Genomic DNA, 14,957 nt, shown 5'->3' on the forward strand with positions numbered 1-14,957 from the left:
CCCGGAGGAAGGCGGCCGCCGCAGCCTGCTGTCCGGCGGGGTCCGCCGACGTCGGCGCCCTCAGCACCGCGGCGCGATCCTCCTCGGGCGCGGCGGCGACGGCGGCGACCACGACTTCACGCATCGCGGTGCCGAGTGAGCCGAGCACGACGGCGAGGGCGAGGGCGATGACGGCGACGGTGGCCGCGAGCGCGATGAGCAGACCGGATCGGGCACGGGCGCGCGCCCACGCGAGACCAGCTGACGTCACATCGCCTCCCGCGTCGATCCTCACATACGTGGCGCCGACGGTGAGAGCATGGAGAACATGAGCCTGCACATCACCGGCGACCCCGAGGCCGACGCGCTGCTGACCGACGATCCGCTGGCTCTGCTGATCGGGATGCTTCTGGATCAGCAGGTCGCGATGGAGACGGCGTTCGCCGGTCCCTTGAAGATCGCGCAGCGCGTGGGGGGCCTGGATGCCGCCACGCTGGCCGCGTACGACCCGGAGGCGCTTGTCGCGGTCTTCGCCCAGACCCCGGCCGTGCATCGGTTCCCGGGTTCGATGGCGGGACGCGTGCAAGCGGTCAGCCAGGCCGTTGTGGCGGAGTGGGGCGGTGACGCGGCCGCCATCTGGACCGAAGGCACGCCGGACGGCCCGACCGTCCTGAAACGGCTGAAGGCCCTGCCCGGCTTCGGTGAGCAGAAGGCGAAGATCTTCCTGGCCCTCCTCGGCAAGCAGTACGGCTTCACGGGCGCCGGATGGCGGGAGGCAGCCGGGGCGTACGGCGAGGAGGGCTCGTTCCGCTCCGTCGCCGACATCGTCTCGCCGGAGAGCCTGACGAAGGTGCGCGAGCACAAACGCGCCGCCAAGGCGGCGGCCAAGGCGGGCTGAGCCGTGGAGCGGACCGGCGTCGACGTCGGCGCGCACCTCAGCGCGGTGACTCCCGCGGTCCGTCGCCGCGACGCCGAGACGCTCGTCGAGCTGTTCAGCGAGGTCACCGGGCGTCGCCCGGAGATGTGGTCCTCGGGGATCGTGGGGTTCGGCGCCTGCCACTACCGCTATCCCACCGGCACCGAGGGGGATATGCCGCTCGCCGCGTTCGCCCCGCGCAAGGCGTCGATGACGGTCTACCTCATGGAGGGGTTCGCCGAGCACGCCGACACCCTCGCGCGCCTGGGCCCGCACACGACGAGCGTCAGCTGTCTCTACCTGAAGGACCTCAGCGCCGTCGACCTCGACGTCCTGCGCGAACTCGTGGCCGAGTCGTACGCGTGGGCGGCCGCCGGCGGCTCCGAGGGCATCGAGATCACACCCCTCGACTGAGGCTCAGGCGCCGCGGAGCCGCTCGCCCAGGTAGGCGGTGAGGGCGTCCAGCGGCACCCGCTCCTGCGCCATCGTGTCGCGGTCGCGGACCGTGACAGCGTCATCCTCGAGCGAATCGAAGTCGATCGTGACGCACAGCGGCGTGCCGATCTCGTCCTGACGGCGGTACCGGCGACCGATCGCCCCGGCGTCGTCGAAGTCGACGTTCCAGCCCTGCGTGCGCAGCGTGTCGGCCACCTCGCGAGCGAGCGGCGACAGCTTCTCGTTGCGGCTCAGCGGCAGCACGGCGACCTTCACCGGTGCGAGACGCGGGTCGAGCTTGAGCACCGTGCGGGTGTCGGTGCCGCCCTTGGCGTTGGGCACCTCCTCCTCGCGGTACGCGTCGACGAGGAACGCCATCATGGAGCGGGTCAGACCGAACGAGGGCTCGATGACGTACGGCACGTACGTCTCCCCGGAGGCCTGGTCGAAGTAGCTGAGCTTGTGACCGGACGCCTCGATGTGGCTCGTCAGGTCGAAGTCGGTGCGGTTCGCGACGCCCATCAGCTCGCCCCACTCCTTGCCCGGGAAGCCGAAGCGGTACTCGAAGTCGATCGTGCCGGCCGAGTAGTGCGCACGCTCGTCCTCGGGCACGTCGAACTGACGCATGTTCTCCGGGTCCAGGCCCAGGTCGAGGAACCAGTCCCAGCACGCCTTGACCCAGTGCTCGAACCACTCCTGCGCCTCGGCCGGCGGGGTGAAGTACTCGATCTCCATCTGCTCGAACTCACGCGTGCGGAAGATGAAGTTGCCCGGGGTGATCTCGTTGCGGAACGCCTTGCCGACCTGGCCGATGCCGAACGGCGGCTTCTTGCGCGATGCGGTCAGCACGTTCGAGAAGTTCACGAAGATCCCCTGCGCGGTCTCGGGGCGCAGGTAGTACAGGCCCGACTCGTCATCGACGACGCCCAGGTAGGTCTTCACGAGGCCCGAGAAGGCCTTCGGCTCGGTGTACTGCCCCTTGGTGCCGCAGTTGGGACAGGGGATGTCGGCGAGCCCGTTCTCGGCAGCGCGGCCCTTGCGTGCCTCGAAGTCCTCGATGAGGTTGTCGGCGCGGAACCGCTTGTGACACTGCAGGCACTCCACGAGCGGGTCGGTGAAGGTCGCGACGTGGCCGGAAGCCTCCCACACGCGCTTGGGGAGGATGACGGAGGAGTCCAGGCCCACCATGTCCCCGCGCCCGCGGACGAACGTCTGCCACCACTGGCGGCGGATGTTCTCCTTCAGCTCGGTGCCCAGGGGTCCGTAGTCCCACGCCGACCGTGATCCGCCGTAGATCTCACCGGCCTGGAACACGAACCCGCGGTGACGGGCGAGGGCGATGACTTTGTCGAGAAGGGACTGCTCGGCCACAGGTGGCTCCAAATGGTCGTGGTCGCGAACGCGAGAAGAAACGGATGCCGCCAGCCGCGGCATCCGTCGATTCTAGTCTCGCCTCAGCTGAGGAACCTGATCGCCAGCGGGTAGGTGTACCACTGTCCCTGGTTGGCTTTGACGGCCGCGATGATCGAGAACACGATCTTGACGACGTACACGGCCAGCACGATGACGAAGCCGATGATCAGCCACGAGGTGAGCCATCCGACCACTTCGGCGATCAGCAGGGTCAGTTGGAAGTTCAGGGCGGTGGCGGTGTGGGCGCGCACGAACGGTCCGCGGTCCTTGAGGACCAGGTACCCGATCAGCGCGGGCAGGAAGCCGAAGAAGATCCCGCCGACGTGGACGAGGGTCGCCCACATCTTCTCGTCGGACGGATTCAGCGGCTGCGGTGCGGCGTAGGGGGTCGGCGGCCGGACGGGAGGCTGGTTCGAGGGAGGAATGGTCACGATTCCAGCCTAGGACCCGCCTACGCGCGCCCGCAGAGGGATATCCCGAAACCTCCTCCGGAGCGTACCGACGGGGCCGCCGAGACCGGCGCGGGCACGACTCCGGCTGGACGCCAGGGAACCCGCCATAGGATCGAACCAGGCACGTCCGTCTCGGCTCTCTGCCCGAAGACCGACGGCCGTCGCCGACAACCTCGCCGACAACCTACCGACAAAGGAGTGCCGTGGATATCCTCGCCGCCGGAGGCGCCATCGTCATCGTCGCCATCGCCGCCATCGTGGTGGTGGTCCTGCTCATCTTCACGCTGATCATGGTGCGCGCCTGGTACAAGGTCGCCAAGGCCGACCAGGCCCTCGTGGTCGTCGGAAAGACGCAGAAGGGCATCGGCGGGGAATCGTCCCGGATCTCGATCATCACCGGGGGCGGGGCGCTCGTGAACCCCCTCACCCAGCGCGCCGAGATGATCTCGCTGCGTGCCCGGCAGATCAAGATGGAGCCGACCGCGCAGGCATCCAACGGTGTCACCGTCAACGTCAGCGGTGTCGCGCTGGTGAAGATCGGCTCGGACCCCGAGTTCGTGCGCCGAGCCGCCGAGCGGTTCCTCTCCCAGGACGGCGCGATCGAGCAGTTCACCACCGAGCAGCTCGAGGGTGCGCTGCGCGGCGTCGTGGCGACGCTGACCGTGGAGCAGCTCATGAAGGACCGGCAGAAGCTGTCGGACCAGATCGCCGAGGGCATCAAGGGCGACCTGCTCGCTCAGGGCCTCATTCTCGACTCGTTCCAGATCCAGGGGATCACCGACAAGAACGGCTACATCGACGCGCTGGGTGCCACCGAGGTCGAGCGCGTGCGCCGCGAGGCCGACGTGGCCCGCATCAACGCGGCGCGCGAGGTGCGGGCGCGCCAGATCGCGACCGACGAGGCGAACCTCATCGAGCAGACCGCGTTCGACAAGAACTCCGCGGCCGCCTCCGCGGAGGTCGGCAGGGCGCGCGCCGAGGCCGAGCAGGCCGAAGCCCTCGCCCGCGCCGAGCGCGAGCAGGCGGTGCTTCTGCAGCAGGCCGAGAACAAGCAGGCGCAGCTGGATGCCGACATCAAGAAGGTGGCCGACGCCGACCTGTACCAGCGTCAGCGCGGGGCCGACGCCGAGGCGTACGCCGAGGTGAAGGCGGCCGAGGCGCGCGCTCAGATCGCGGCCCAGGAGGCGGAGGCCACGCGCCTGCGCGCTCAGGCCGAGGCCGACGCCGTCCGCCTCGGCGGTGAGGCGCGTGCGGAGGCCATCACGGCCGAGGCGGAGGCGCTCTCCAAGAACCAGGAGGCCCTACTGGCCCAGCGCGCGCTGGAGGCGCTCGTGCCGATGATGACCGAGTTCGCCCGCGGCTTCGACAAGGTCGGCTCCATCACGGTCCTCGGCGGCCAGGGTGCCTCGTCGCACATCGCCGCCGAATCGGCGTCGGGCATGCGCGCCACCTTCGACGCGGTCGAAGCGGCCACCGGCATCGACCTTCGCGCCGTCATCCAGGGCCAGGTCACCGGACGCGGCGTCGCCGAGGGGCTGCGTCAGCGCGGGGCGGCCGGCGGTCCGGCTCCGGCCGACGCCGACGCCCACGCCGAGGACGCGTCCGTCTGACCCGGGCGCGTGCCGCGAGACCACGCGCCCGGTCCCGCCGGCCGTCCCGGCGGGACCGGGCGCCTCAGCGCGAGCCGTAGCCGCACCAGTGGGCGACCCAGCTGAGGATGCGCCCGCGCAGCTCGGGATCCGCGACGAGGTCGAACCGGCCGGCCACTCCGTCCACCTCGACCAGAAGACCGAACACGGTTCCGCGCTTGTCCTCCTGGACGGCGTGCGAGTCGCAGCGCGCGGGGATGAGCGGCAGCGACGCAGCGGCGCCGGATCGCCCCATGCCGGTCAGATCGATGCCCAGCGGATAGGAGCCGGCGGCCGGGTCGTAACCCTCGAAGGTCAGCAGGTTCGTCTCGCGAATGCCCACGACGACCAGGTCGTGCGCCTCCGACACGGGGCTGATCGCGAGTTCGAGGCTCGCGGGGGCACCGGCCTCCGACGGGGTGAACCCTGCGAACCCGATGGCTGCCGTCTGGCGGGCTCGCTGCTCGACGCACTCTCGCTCGTGCAGGGCCGCCAGGAAGGGGAAGACCTCTTCGACGGGAGCGACCGCGGTGCCCGCCCGCCCATCCATCTCGTACTCCAGCGACACGACCGCCGTGGCCTCGCCCCCTGCCGCGCACTGGACCGGCGCCAACTGGACCCGCACATTGACCTCGGCGCCGGGCGCGAGAGTGGAGCGCCGCTGCACCACGCGCGTGGCAGGACCCGTCCAGCGCGGGTCGGAGACCGATACCGCACCGACCGTGACGACGGCGTCGGAACCGTTGCTCACGCGCACCTGAGCCTGGCGCTCAGCGACATCCGAGCGCTGCTGGGTCAGGGACACGGTGACGCCTGCGGGCAAAGCGTCGGGGTCAGGTTCGGTCGGGGCTGCGCATCCGGCCAGCACGAGCACGGCCGCTGCCGCCGCTGCCGCGCGCCACGCTCTCATCGCTCCGACCCGGGTCACCGACGCAGTTCGACCCGTTCGACGGTGACGTCGTCGAGGGCGACCGGGTCGATCTGGACGCCCAGGCCCGCTCCATCCGGCACCCGGACGTGACCCTCCTCCAGCGTGATCGGCTCGGTCACGATGTCCCGCGTGAAGAACCGGCTCGACGCCGAGACGTCTCCGGGCAGCGTGAAGCCGGGGAGTGCTGCCAGCGCCGCGTTGGCGGCGCGACCGATTCCGGTCTCGAGCATGCCGCCGCACCACACCGGGATGCCGGCGCCGTGGCACAGGTCGTGGATCGCCACCGCCTCGAGGTAGCCGCCCACCCGGCCGGCCTTGATGTTGATGACCGATGCCGCCCCCAGCGCCAGCGCGTCGGCGGCGGTCTTGCGCGACGTGATCGATTCGTCGAGGCAGACCGGAGTGCGCAGGTGGGCTGCCAACGCCGCATGGTCGACGAGATCATCCTCTTGCAGGGGCTGCTCGATCAGCAGCAGATCGAAGCGATCGAGTTCGGCGAGGGTGTCGGCATCGGCCAGGGTGTACGCCGAGTTCGCGTCGACCTGGAGGGTGATGTCCCCGAACGCGTCGCGCACCGCGGCGGTGTCGCCGATGTCGCGGCCGGGTTTGATCTTGATCTTGATGCGCACGTAACCCTCGTCGAGGTAGCCGCCCACCGCGTCGACCAGCGCTGCCGGATCGCGCTGGATGCCCACGCTCACACCCGACGGGATGCGGTCGCGCACCGCTCCCAGATATTCGCCGAGCGGCCGGCCCTCCGCGCGCAGCGCAGCATCCAGCACCGCCAGCTCGAGCCCTGCTTTGACCATGCGGTGACCGACGAAGGGTTCCAGCGTTGCGGCGACGTCCTCCGCGGCGACGGTCTGCCGATCCAGCAACGCGGGGATCAGGAAGCGCTGGGCGACATCCCATGCGCCGTAGGTGTACTCGCTCGAGTACAGCGGTGACTGCTGCGTGACGATCTCACCCCAGCCCTCGCCCTCGGCGGTCAGGGCTCGCACCACGATCACCTCGCGGACGGTCTCGGTGCCGAACGAGGTGGTGAACGGGGAGACGAGCGGCAGGTGCAGGACCCGCAGCTCGAATCCTTCGAGTGCGACGGGGGCGACCGGACGGGCGATGGGCATGGGCCCAGGTTACGCGGGCTCCGAGGACGCGGAACCCGCGCTCACAGCGTGTACGGATCGGGGTCACCCGGGCGCGCTGCGCGCAGCCGGCCGGGGATGGGCCACGGCAGCTCGAGCAGCTGCAGCGGGGCTCCCGCATCCCCGAAGTCCTCGAGCTTGACGCGGATGCGGGCCGGGGTGACCTCGACGATCCGAACGCGCAACGGCCGGTCCGGCCCGTCGTCCAGCATCCACGGGTCGGCGAGGAACGCCAGCCCCCGTTCCTCGAGCGCCTCCTCCGCCTCGAGCCAGCCGACCGACGTCGCGACGACCCGGCCGAGGATGTCCACAGCGGTCCATCGGTCGCCCTCCGGACGGATCCAGCCGACCAGCTCGCCGTCGTCTCGGCGGTGCTCGATCCCCGGCTCAGGGATCGTCACGGGCAGACCTTTGGGCGAAGGCTCCGGCCTGCGCGGGCCCGGCGGCGGGCGGGATGCTCGAGCACGCTATCCACGCACGAAGAGGTAACCGCGCCCATCGAATCCGCCGACGGCGAACCCGTCGGCGAACAGTCCCAGGAACGCATCGCGCACGCGGTATCGCCAATCGGCGGCGTCCGCGGGCGCCTCGCGCCGCATCCTCTCGATGTCGGCGGGAACCTCCACGGTCGTGACGATGTCCTCCTCGTGCGGCGCCGAGGCCGGAGCGGCCAGGGCCCAGGACACGAAGAGGCGGTCCGATTCGTCCCCGCGGTTGACCGCGTCGTCCATGTCGCCGTAGTGGTCGACGAGATACTCGATGACCCGCGCGCCCAGCAGCGCCAGATTGAAGTGCGCGTTGCGCGCGACCAGCGGATCGAAGGTCCACGTGATGCGGCCGACGGAACGGGCGAACGCCCACTCGCGCTGGTGCTGCTTCAGCACGCGTCCCAGGCCCCTCCCCTGGTACTCGGGCAGGACGCCGGTGATATGGGAGTGCATCGAACGCTCGGCCGGTGGAGCGAAGAACGCCGCTGATGCGCCGATCATGCGCTCCCCGTCGTAGAGGCCGACGACGTAGTTGCCGGAGTGGGCCAGAGCGCGAAGCAGGTTCGCGGGCATTCCGCCGTCGTCGCCGCCCCAGACGTCGGACAGCACCTGCGAAGCCGCTGCAGCCTGCTCGACCGTGGCCAGGGGGAGGATCCGGATCTCGTCCGCGAGGTCGCCGAGCGCGCTCATGAGGCCACGCTACCGTGTCCGTTTCCGCCGGATCGGCGATCTCGGCGCTCCGGCCCGGCCCGCGTCCGATCAGCCGACGCGAGACAGCTGCACGCGAGCGAGCGAGGAGTCGGCGTCTGACGTCAGGGAGAGTCCCGCCTCCGGCACGAACACGAGGGACGTGAGCGAGGAGGCTCCGTCACCCACGAAGAGCTCGAGGGTGAGTCCATCGACGATCACCTCGACCGTCGCCGTATCGTCCTGCCAGGGGATCGGGGTCGACCGCGGGTCCCGGTAGGGGTCGGGCAGCGCGGCGGCGGCCGCATCGCGCGACCGGTCCACCGTGACCGTGCCCTCGCGGCCGTCTATCCGCACGTCCACCTCACCGCCGTTCCCGCCGATGGTCAGCGTGATCGCGGCCTCGGCCATCCGGTGGCGCTCGAGGTCGAGCCGCACGCGGTGGGTGCGGGCGGCGTCCGCCAGCGGCACCGCCGTGCCGCTGGTCAGGGTGAGGTCGCGCTCCTCGCTCTGAACCGCGAGGTGATCGTCGACGGCGGCGATGGGCACCGCGCGCAGGCGCAGTCCGCCGTCGTCATCGACCAGGGTGAGCCCACGTACCAGCGACTGCGCCCCGCCCTGCCAGGCCTCGGTGGGCAGCTCGCGGGCATAGCCCCAGTTGTTCACCCAGCCGAGCGCGTATCTGGTCGTCGCGGCGGCTTCCTCATCGGTCGCCGGCCAGGTGACCGCGGCGTAGAAATCCGATCCGTCATCGAGCCAGCGCGGCTCGTCCTGCGCGGGAACGAACTGGGTTCCGTCCCACTGGCCCGTCCAGTAGGCGTAGCCGGTGGTGCGGTCGTAGGCAGCGCCGTTCGCACTGACTCCCAGTACCCACGTCGAACGGTCCGGGTCGGATTCGACCGCCATCGAGAACAGGTCAGGGCATTCGAGCAGGCCGAGATCGTCCCGGATGAAGCCGGAGGTGTAGGTCCACGAGATCAGGTCGGGCGACACGTAGAAGCCCACCTTGTCCCCCTCGGCGAGCGCCATCACCCACTGCCGGCCGTCCCACACCACCTTCGGATCCCGGAAGTCGTCGACCCCCGGATTGTCCAGGACGGGGTTGCCGTCGTACGGGGTGAAGGTGAAGCCGCCGTCGGTGGAGAAGAAGAGCGACTGCCGCTGGACTCCGGCATCCTGCTGGGTCACCAGCGCGACCAAGGCGCCCGCGCCGAACCCGGCGGTGTCGCGCTCATCGACCACGACGCTGCCGCTCTGGATGTCTCCCAGCCCGTTGCGGTACTTCTCGATGGCGATGCCGTGGTCGGTCCACTCCACCAGGTCGGGCGAGCTCACGTGGTACCACGCGGTGCCGTTGCCCTCCGGATAGTCGGCGTTGTACAGGTAGTAGGCGTGCCAGAGTCCGTCGGCGAACACGGGTCGCTGCGGGTCGTTCATCCAATGCCGTTCCGGGGTGATGTGCAGCGCCGGGCGGTACGGGTCGGATGCGGGCGGGCTCGGCGTCGCCGTCGCGGAGGGCGTGGGAGCGGATTCGGTGGGTGAACGCTGCACGGTCACGATGATGACCACCGCGGCGATCAGGGCTATCGCCGCCGCGATCACCCACAGCAGCGTCCTGCGCGGGTGACCTTCCTTCGTCCGCCCGGCCCTCACGACTCCGATCCTGGCATGTGCCCTGCGGCGTCCTTGCGGTTCAGCCGGTGGCGACGCCACGCCGCCGCGCCGACCGCACCGGCTCCGGCGGCAACCAGCGCGCCGGCGACCAGGGCGACCGTGGGATCGAACTGACCACCCGTGGACGGCAGCGGCCGGCCGCCACCGCCCGCCGGGCGTCCCGGCACCGTGGCGGTGGGTGTCGCCGTCGGAGTGTCGGTCGGCGTTGCCGTGGGGGTCGGGGTGGGGGTGGGAGTCGGGGTGGGGGTCGGGCCGGCGGGCGCGACGAGCGAGTCCGTGGCGACGACCAGCGTCGTGTCCAGCTGACCGTCGAGGGTGTCCGCCACGGCGATGGTCACCGTTGCCGCCTCGCCGGGCGTGACCTCGGCCGTGCACGTCAGTGGCACAGTGAAGCCGTTGAACTCGGTGTCGTAGGTCTGGGTGGGGTTCAGACCGTCGAAGTTGGCGCGGAACAGGTCCGCACTGGCCTGCGCGTTCACCGTGGCCACGCCCACCGGCGCACCGCCGGGAAGAACCGAGCAGAGCTCGCCGTCCACCCAGATGGCTACGGCGTCGGTGTACTCGCGCGCGGCCCAGCCGGCGTACTCCTCGCTGCCCAGCCGATACGTGAGCGACAGCGGCGACGCCTCGGGGACCACCTCGAGGGTGACCACGGCGGCGTCGTATGTCGTCGTGTCGAACAGATCCGTGAGCGCCGCGTCACCCGGACCGCCGAAATCTCCGGTGGTCGTCAAGGATGTGTTCGGGCCCAGCAGCGCGGAGATGCTGAAGTCGAGGTCCTCCTCCGAGTCCGGGTCGGCCGCCACGAGCGAGCCGCTGCTCACAGCCAGTCCGGACTCCGGTCCCGTGCCGAAGTCGACTCCGTCGAACGACGCGATCTGGACGTCGTCTCCGACGGCGGATGCGGACTGCAGGGCGACGTGATCGCCGACGATCCCGGCGGCCAGATCGGCGATCGCGGCACCGCGCAGCGAGAGGGTGCTGCCGGCGGCGTAGGCGGGGACCGCCGAGAAGAGCAGCGCGGCCGCGCTCGTTCCCAGTGCGATCACCGCGATCCGTGTGGACCGGTGCGAGCGGTTGTCCATGATTCTCCTGTGGTTCGTGCGTGTCACCGGAGCGCACCCGATCGGGGCACCGTGCGGTGTTCGTCGCAGATTGAGGAGAGAGCCGGACCACGAGACGAATCTCCGCACACGGTAGCGCGGTCGTCCACCGCCGGCACCCCCCGCACATGAGAGTTTTCTCATCCGCGCTCGATCCGCCCTTGACCCTTGCACGGCCGCCGCGTAGCGTTTGCGCCCAGAGAGCACGCCACGTCTCGCGAATCGTCGCCACCGACGAAAGCAGAGATCGTGAACAACACCCACAGCACACGCAGACGCCGACTTCCAGGGATCACGGCCATCGTCCTGGGAGGTCTGATCGCGTCCGTCGCCGTCGCGCCGCCGGCCTGGTCGGCCGTTCCAGGCTTTCCCGACCCGACGGAGCACACGCAGGAGGCGTACGCGCCGGAGGCCGACTTCACCGCGAGGTGGACCCGCGCCGACGCGCGTCAGCTGAAGGCGATGTCCGACCCGGACGCGCCCTCGCAGGCGAACTCCATGCCCGAGGAGTACACCATGCCCACCGTCCCGCAGGACTTCCCGGACATGTCCGACGGGCAGGTGTGGGTGTGGGACACCTGGACGCTCACCGATGGGAGATCCGATCAGCCGAGCTTCAAGGGCTGGGAGGTCATCTTCTCCCTCGTGGCCGACCGCACGCTCGGCTTCGATGATCGGCACACCTACGCGCGCCTGGGCTACTTCTTCCGGAAGGCCGACATACCGGCATCCGAGCGCCCCGTCGACGGCGGATGGACCTACGGCGGGCTCGTCTTCCCGGACGGAGCCTCCGGCGCGATCTTCGAGGACCAGTCCTTCAGCCATCAGACCGAGTGGTCCGGTTCGACCCGGATCTTCGATGGCAACAAGCTGCGCATCTTCTACACGGATGTCGCGTTCTACCGGAACGCGGACGGCAGCAACCGCAAGCCGTACGATCCGCGCCTCGTCCAGAGCGAAGGCCGGATCTTCGCGGACGAGAACGGCGTGTGGCTGACCGGGTTCCGCGACCAGCACGAACTGCTGCAGGCCGACGGAACGTACTACCAGACCGGTGAGCAGAACGAGTTCTTCAACTTCCGCGACCCGTTCACCTTCGAAGACCCCGCCCACCCGGGCAAGACCTTCATGGTGTTCGAAGGGAACACGGCCGTCGATCGAGGTGAGCGCGCCTGCACGGAGGCGGACATGGGCTACCGCGAGGGCGATCCCTACGCCGAGACGGCCGATGAGGCCATGGACGCCGGGGCGCACTTCCAGATGGCCAATGTGGGTCTGGCGGTTGCGACGGACAAGGCGCTGCGGCACTGGACGTTCCTGCCCCCGATCCTGTCGGCCAACTGCGTCAACGATCAGACCGAGCGGCCTCAGATATACATCAAGGACGGGAAGTACTACCTGTTCACCATCACGCACCGCGGCACGTTCGCGGCCGGCATCGATGGACCCGAGGGCGTCTACGGTTTCGTGGGCAACGGGATCCGCAGCGACTTCGAGCCCGTCAACCGCGGGTCCGGTCTGGCGCTGGGGAGCCCGTCGAACCTGAACTTCCCCGCGGGTCAGCCTTTCGCTCCGCATCCCGACCAGCATCCGGGTCAGTTCCAGGCGTACTCGCACTACGTCATGCCCGACGGCCTCGTGCAGTCGTTCATCGACACGGTCGGGACCACGGACGACTTCCGCCGCGGCGGGACCCTCGCCCCGACGGTGCGGGTGGACATCGACGGCGCCGAGGTGACGGTCGACCGCACCTACGGCACGGACGGGCTCGGGCAGTACGCAGACATCCCCGCGAACACGGTGCATCCGATCGATCCGGCCCCGGATACCCGGCCGTTCTGACACCCGTGCGGCCTCGGACCGCATGAGGGACGCCTCCCGGGCGCGGATATCGCGCCCGGGAGGCGTCTTTCGCGTCGGATGTGGATCCGTCCGCCCTAGGTGGCCGCGGTGATCACGTGCTCGGCGAACAGGCCGGGCCACGCCATCACGCCGTAGGGCGTGCGTGCCACGACCAGGCGACTGCCGCCGATGAGCTCGTGCAGCCGAGTCGCGGTGCGCAGCGGATGGGACGGATCCCCCGTCCAGGCCAGGATCAGCGTCGGGATGCGGATGGCGGCGACCGCGGCGGGATCCGGGAAGTCGGACGCCGCCGCTGCGCGCATGATCGTCGGCAGCAACGCTTCGGACACCTCCGGATAGGTGATCGGCGCGTCGGCGAGGGCGGGAGGGACGGGGGCGGTTCCCCCCTGCTCGATGAACGCCTCGATCCCGTGCTCCTCGATGAGGTCGGCGCTGGCCCGGTAGCCCTCCGCCTGCGCTTCCCGGGTTCCCCAGGCCGTCGGCGGGAGGGCGAAGGTGAAGCTGGCGAAGCGATCGGGATCGCGGGCCGCCGCGTGCAGGAGCGTCCCCGTGCCCATCGACGGCCCGATGGCGTGCACCGACTCGCCGGGGGCGACGTGATCCAGCAGCGCGAGCAGGTCTACCGCGAGCCGATCCCAGCGGTACGACGCCTGTTCGCGGGTTCCGGTCGAGCTGCCATGGCCGCGCGCGTCGTACTTCAGCACGCGGTGACCGCGCAGGGCGCGCACCAGGTCGAGGCCCATCTCGGCGTCGCGCGCACGACTGGAAGTCAGGCCGTGCAGCTGCACGACCAGGGGACCGGTCTGGCCGGCGATCCGGTAGTCGATCGCGGCGTCGTCGACCCGAAACCTCGGCATGACCCTCCCGCGTGCATTCGACGCAATCTCCGCCACCTAGACTACGGCGCGATGCGCTTGACGAATGTGACCCAGATGGCGTTGCCCGCGGGGAGGGTGTACAGCCTCGAGCTCCCTGCCGTGGATCGCGTGCCCGGCAAACCGCTGCCGATCTCCTTCGACCAGCGACGCCACGTCGGGGAGGGCGACCGCGCCGGCTCGTGGATGGCGATCGCTGCCCGGATCCCGGCGGGCACCACGCGTGAGGACCTCGCCCGCGCCTGGAAGGCGGTCGTCGCCCGGCACGGGACCCTGCGGACGGCGTTCCGGCATGTCGACGGCATGATGACGCTCGAGACGGTCGAGCTCGGACCGGGCGTGTGGAGGCACCATCCGGCCGCGGACGGCCAGCTGACGCGCGAGATCGTGCGTGTGGTCTTCGACCGCACCTGCCGGCCGTTCGCGCGACCGTCGCACCGCCTGTGCGTCGTCGAGCCCGACGACACCGTCACGGACCGGCGGCCGGTCGTCGTGGTCGGCGGCGACCACTCCCACCTCGACATGTGGTCGCTGAAGGTCCTCGTGCGCGACCTGCTCGCCGCCCTGCCCGACCAGAGGACGGGGCGCTCAGCGCCGCTGAGCACGGCGGCGCCGTTCGCCGAGCACACCGCCCTGCTCGAGAGCCTGCCGCCCTCGCCGGACGAGGTGCACCTCCGCTGGGCGGAGATCCTCGATGCCGCCGGCGGCGTCATGCCGCGATTCCCGCTCCCGCTGGGCGATCTCTCCTCGGTGCGCAACGAGGTCGTCGATGTCCGCGACGTGCTCGACGCGGGCGAACTCGCTCGCATCGAGGAGGAGGCATCTCGCGCCGGCATCCGGCTGATCGTCCGGGCGATGTCGATCCTCACCGCCGTGATGGCGCGCACGGCCTCGGCGCCGCTGCGGGCGGTGTTCCCCGTGCACAGCCGCACCGAACCGCGCTGGCACGACGCGGTCGGCTGGTTCATCACCAACACCGTCCTGGAGTGCGGGGACACCGACCCGGCCGCCTGCGCCGCCGCGGTGCGTCAGGCGATCGAGCTGGGCTCGCATCCCCTGGGCCCGATCCTCGCGCCCTACGGCGGGATGCCGGCATCCCCCGGCATGTTCGCGCTGTCCTGGCTGGACGCGCGGCGCCTGCCGGTGCAGCTGGATCCCGACCTCGAGCTGCAGTACGTGTCCGCCGTCGTCCCCACCGACGGCGTGATGATCTGGTTCATCGTCACCACGTCGGGGCTGCATCTGCGATGCCGCTACCCGGACACCGCCCGGGCGCGCGTCAGCGTGAGCGGGTGGCTGGACGAGATCCAGCGAGCCTTCCGGGTGGCCTGAGACCGTCGGCGCTGTGTCAGCGACGGACCGCGCGGC

General features: G+C 70.4%; 14 protein-coding genes. 5 read left to right on the forward strand and 9 right to left on the reverse strand.

The window, feature by feature from the left end; all coding sequences use genetic code 11:
- The first annotated feature begins 307 nt into the window (after positions 1-307).
- Together MSA03_RS04265 and MSA03_RS04270 are read left to right on the forward strand one after the other, a co-directional pair.
- Complete coding sequence (locus tag MSA03_RS04265; RefSeq protein ID WP_028496364.1) at positions 308-877, forward strand: HhH-GPD-type base excision DNA repair protein; 570 nt, start codon at positions 308-310, stop codon at positions 875-877.
- Between the two features lie 3 nt (positions 878-880).
- Entirely contained in the window at positions 881-1,309 is a 429-nt protein-coding gene (locus tag MSA03_RS04270) for a DUF1801 domain-containing protein (RefSeq protein ID WP_028496363.1), read from the forward strand.
- A gap of 3 nt (positions 1,310-1,312) precedes the next feature.
- Here the strand turns inward: MSA03_RS04270 and MSA03_RS04275 are convergent, their stop codons facing one another.
- Entirely contained in the window at positions 1,313-2,701 is a 1,389-nt protein-coding gene (locus tag MSA03_RS04275; protein WP_147049771.1) for a glycine--tRNA ligase, read from the reverse strand.
- Between the two features lie 83 nt (positions 2,702-2,784).
- On the reverse strand, positions 2,785-3,108 hold the full coding sequence (locus tag MSA03_RS04280) for a DUF4870 domain-containing protein (protein ID WP_276523370.1): 324 nt from the start codon (positions 3,106-3,108) through the stop codon (positions 2,785-2,787).
- Positions 3,109-3,398: 290 nt separating this feature from the next.
- Here MSA03_RS04280 and MSA03_RS04285 point away from each other — a divergent pair, with 290 nt between their 5' ends.
- Positions 3,399-4,805: an SPFH domain-containing protein gene (locus MSA03_RS04285; protein WP_147049772.1), complete on the forward strand. Its 1,407-nt coding sequence runs from the start codon at positions 3,399-3,401 to the stop codon at positions 4,803-4,805.
- A 64-nt stretch (positions 4,806-4,869) separates the two neighbouring features.
- Here MSA03_RS04285 and MSA03_RS04290 read toward each other — a convergent pair whose 3' ends face one another.
- From MSA03_RS04290 to MSA03_RS14310, 6 genes are all read right to left on the reverse strand, one after another.
- Complete coding sequence (locus MSA03_RS04290; protein WP_244946314.1) at positions 4,870-5,574, reverse strand: hypothetical protein; 705 nt, start codon at positions 5,572-5,574, stop codon at positions 4,870-4,872.
- A 173-nt stretch (positions 5,575-5,747) separates the two neighbouring features.
- Entirely contained in the window at positions 5,748-6,881 is a 1,134-nt protein-coding gene (gene menC / locus MSA03_RS04295) for an o-succinylbenzoate synthase (protein ID WP_147049774.1), read from the reverse strand.
- 41 nt (positions 6,882-6,922) lie between these two features.
- Positions 6,923-7,300 carry a hypothetical protein gene (locus MSA03_RS04300; RefSeq protein WP_371863068.1) on the reverse strand — a complete coding sequence of 126 codons (378 nt, stop codon included), beginning with the start codon at positions 7,298-7,300 and terminating at the stop codon, positions 6,923-6,925.
- A gap of 66 nt (positions 7,301-7,366) precedes the next feature.
- Positions 7,367-8,077, reverse strand: coding sequence for a GNAT family N-acetyltransferase (locus MSA03_RS04305; protein WP_147049776.1), 711 nt, complete (start codon positions 8,075-8,077; stop codon positions 7,367-7,369).
- A gap of 69 nt (positions 8,078-8,146) precedes the next feature.
- The gene (locus tag MSA03_RS04310; protein WP_147049777.1) at positions 8,147-9,727 is read right to left on the reverse strand and encodes a glycoside hydrolase family 32 protein; all 1,581 of its coding nucleotides are present in this window, start codon (positions 9,725-9,727) and stop codon (positions 8,147-8,149) included.
- The gene (locus tag MSA03_RS14310; protein ID WP_170245448.1) at positions 9,724-10,833 is read right to left on the reverse strand and encodes a choice-of-anchor L domain-containing protein; all 1,110 of its coding nucleotides are present in this window, start codon (positions 10,831-10,833) and stop codon (positions 9,724-9,726) included. The genes MSA03_RS04310 and MSA03_RS14310 overlap by 4 nt, the downstream gene beginning before the upstream one ends.
- Positions 10,834-11,100: 267 nt before the next feature.
- On the opposite strand from MSA03_RS14310, the gene MSA03_RS04320 reads away from it, so the two are divergent.
- Positions 11,101-12,693 (forward strand): glycoside hydrolase family 68 protein, encoded by a 1,593-nt coding sequence (locus MSA03_RS04320; protein ID WP_147049778.1) that lies wholly within the window; start codon positions 11,101-11,103, stop codon positions 12,691-12,693.
- A gap of 95 nt (positions 12,694-12,788) precedes the next feature.
- On the opposite strand, the gene MSA03_RS04325 is transcribed toward MSA03_RS04320, so the two are convergent.
- On the reverse strand, positions 12,789-13,571 hold the full coding sequence (locus MSA03_RS04325; RefSeq protein ID WP_147049779.1) for an alpha/beta fold hydrolase: 783 nt from the start codon (positions 13,569-13,571) through the stop codon (positions 12,789-12,791).
- 51 nt (positions 13,572-13,622) lie between these two features.
- Here MSA03_RS04325 and MSA03_RS04330 point away from each other — a divergent pair, with 51 nt between their 5' ends.
- A complete protein-coding gene (locus MSA03_RS04330; RefSeq protein ID WP_147049780.1) occupies positions 13,623-14,921 on the forward strand; it encodes a condensation domain-containing protein in 1,299 nt (432 codons plus the stop codon).
- Positions 14,922-14,957 lie beyond the last annotated feature (36 nt).

Origin of the sequence: Microbacterium saccharophilum, assembly GCF_007992455.1 — a bacterium.
Lineage (GTDB): Bacteria > Actinomycetota > Actinomycetes > Actinomycetales > Microbacteriaceae > Microbacterium > Microbacterium saccharophilum.

Coding starts and splice junctions, on each gene's coding strand:
- MSA03_RS04265 (WP_028496364.1), top strand. CDS start 308: ATGAGCCTGCACATCACCGGCGACCCCGAGGCCGACGCGCTGCTGACC.
- menC (WP_147049774.1), bottom strand. CDS start 6,881: ATGCCCATCGCCCGTCCGGTCGCCCCCGTCGCACTCGAAGGATTCGAG.
- MSA03_RS04305 (WP_147049776.1), bottom strand. CDS start 8,077: ATGAGCGCGCTCGGCGACCTCGCGGACGAGATCCGGATCCTCCCCCTG.
- MSA03_RS14310 (WP_170245448.1), bottom strand. CDS start 10,833: ATGGACAACCGCTCGCACCGGTCCACACGGATCGCGGTGATCGCACTG.
- MSA03_RS04325 (WP_147049779.1), bottom strand. CDS start 13,571: ATGCCGAGGTTTCGGGTCGACGACGCCGCGATCGACTACCGGATCGCC.
- MSA03_RS04330 (WP_147049780.1), top strand. CDS start 13,623: ATGCGCTTGACGAATGTGACCCAGATGGCGTTGCCCGCGGGGAGGGTG.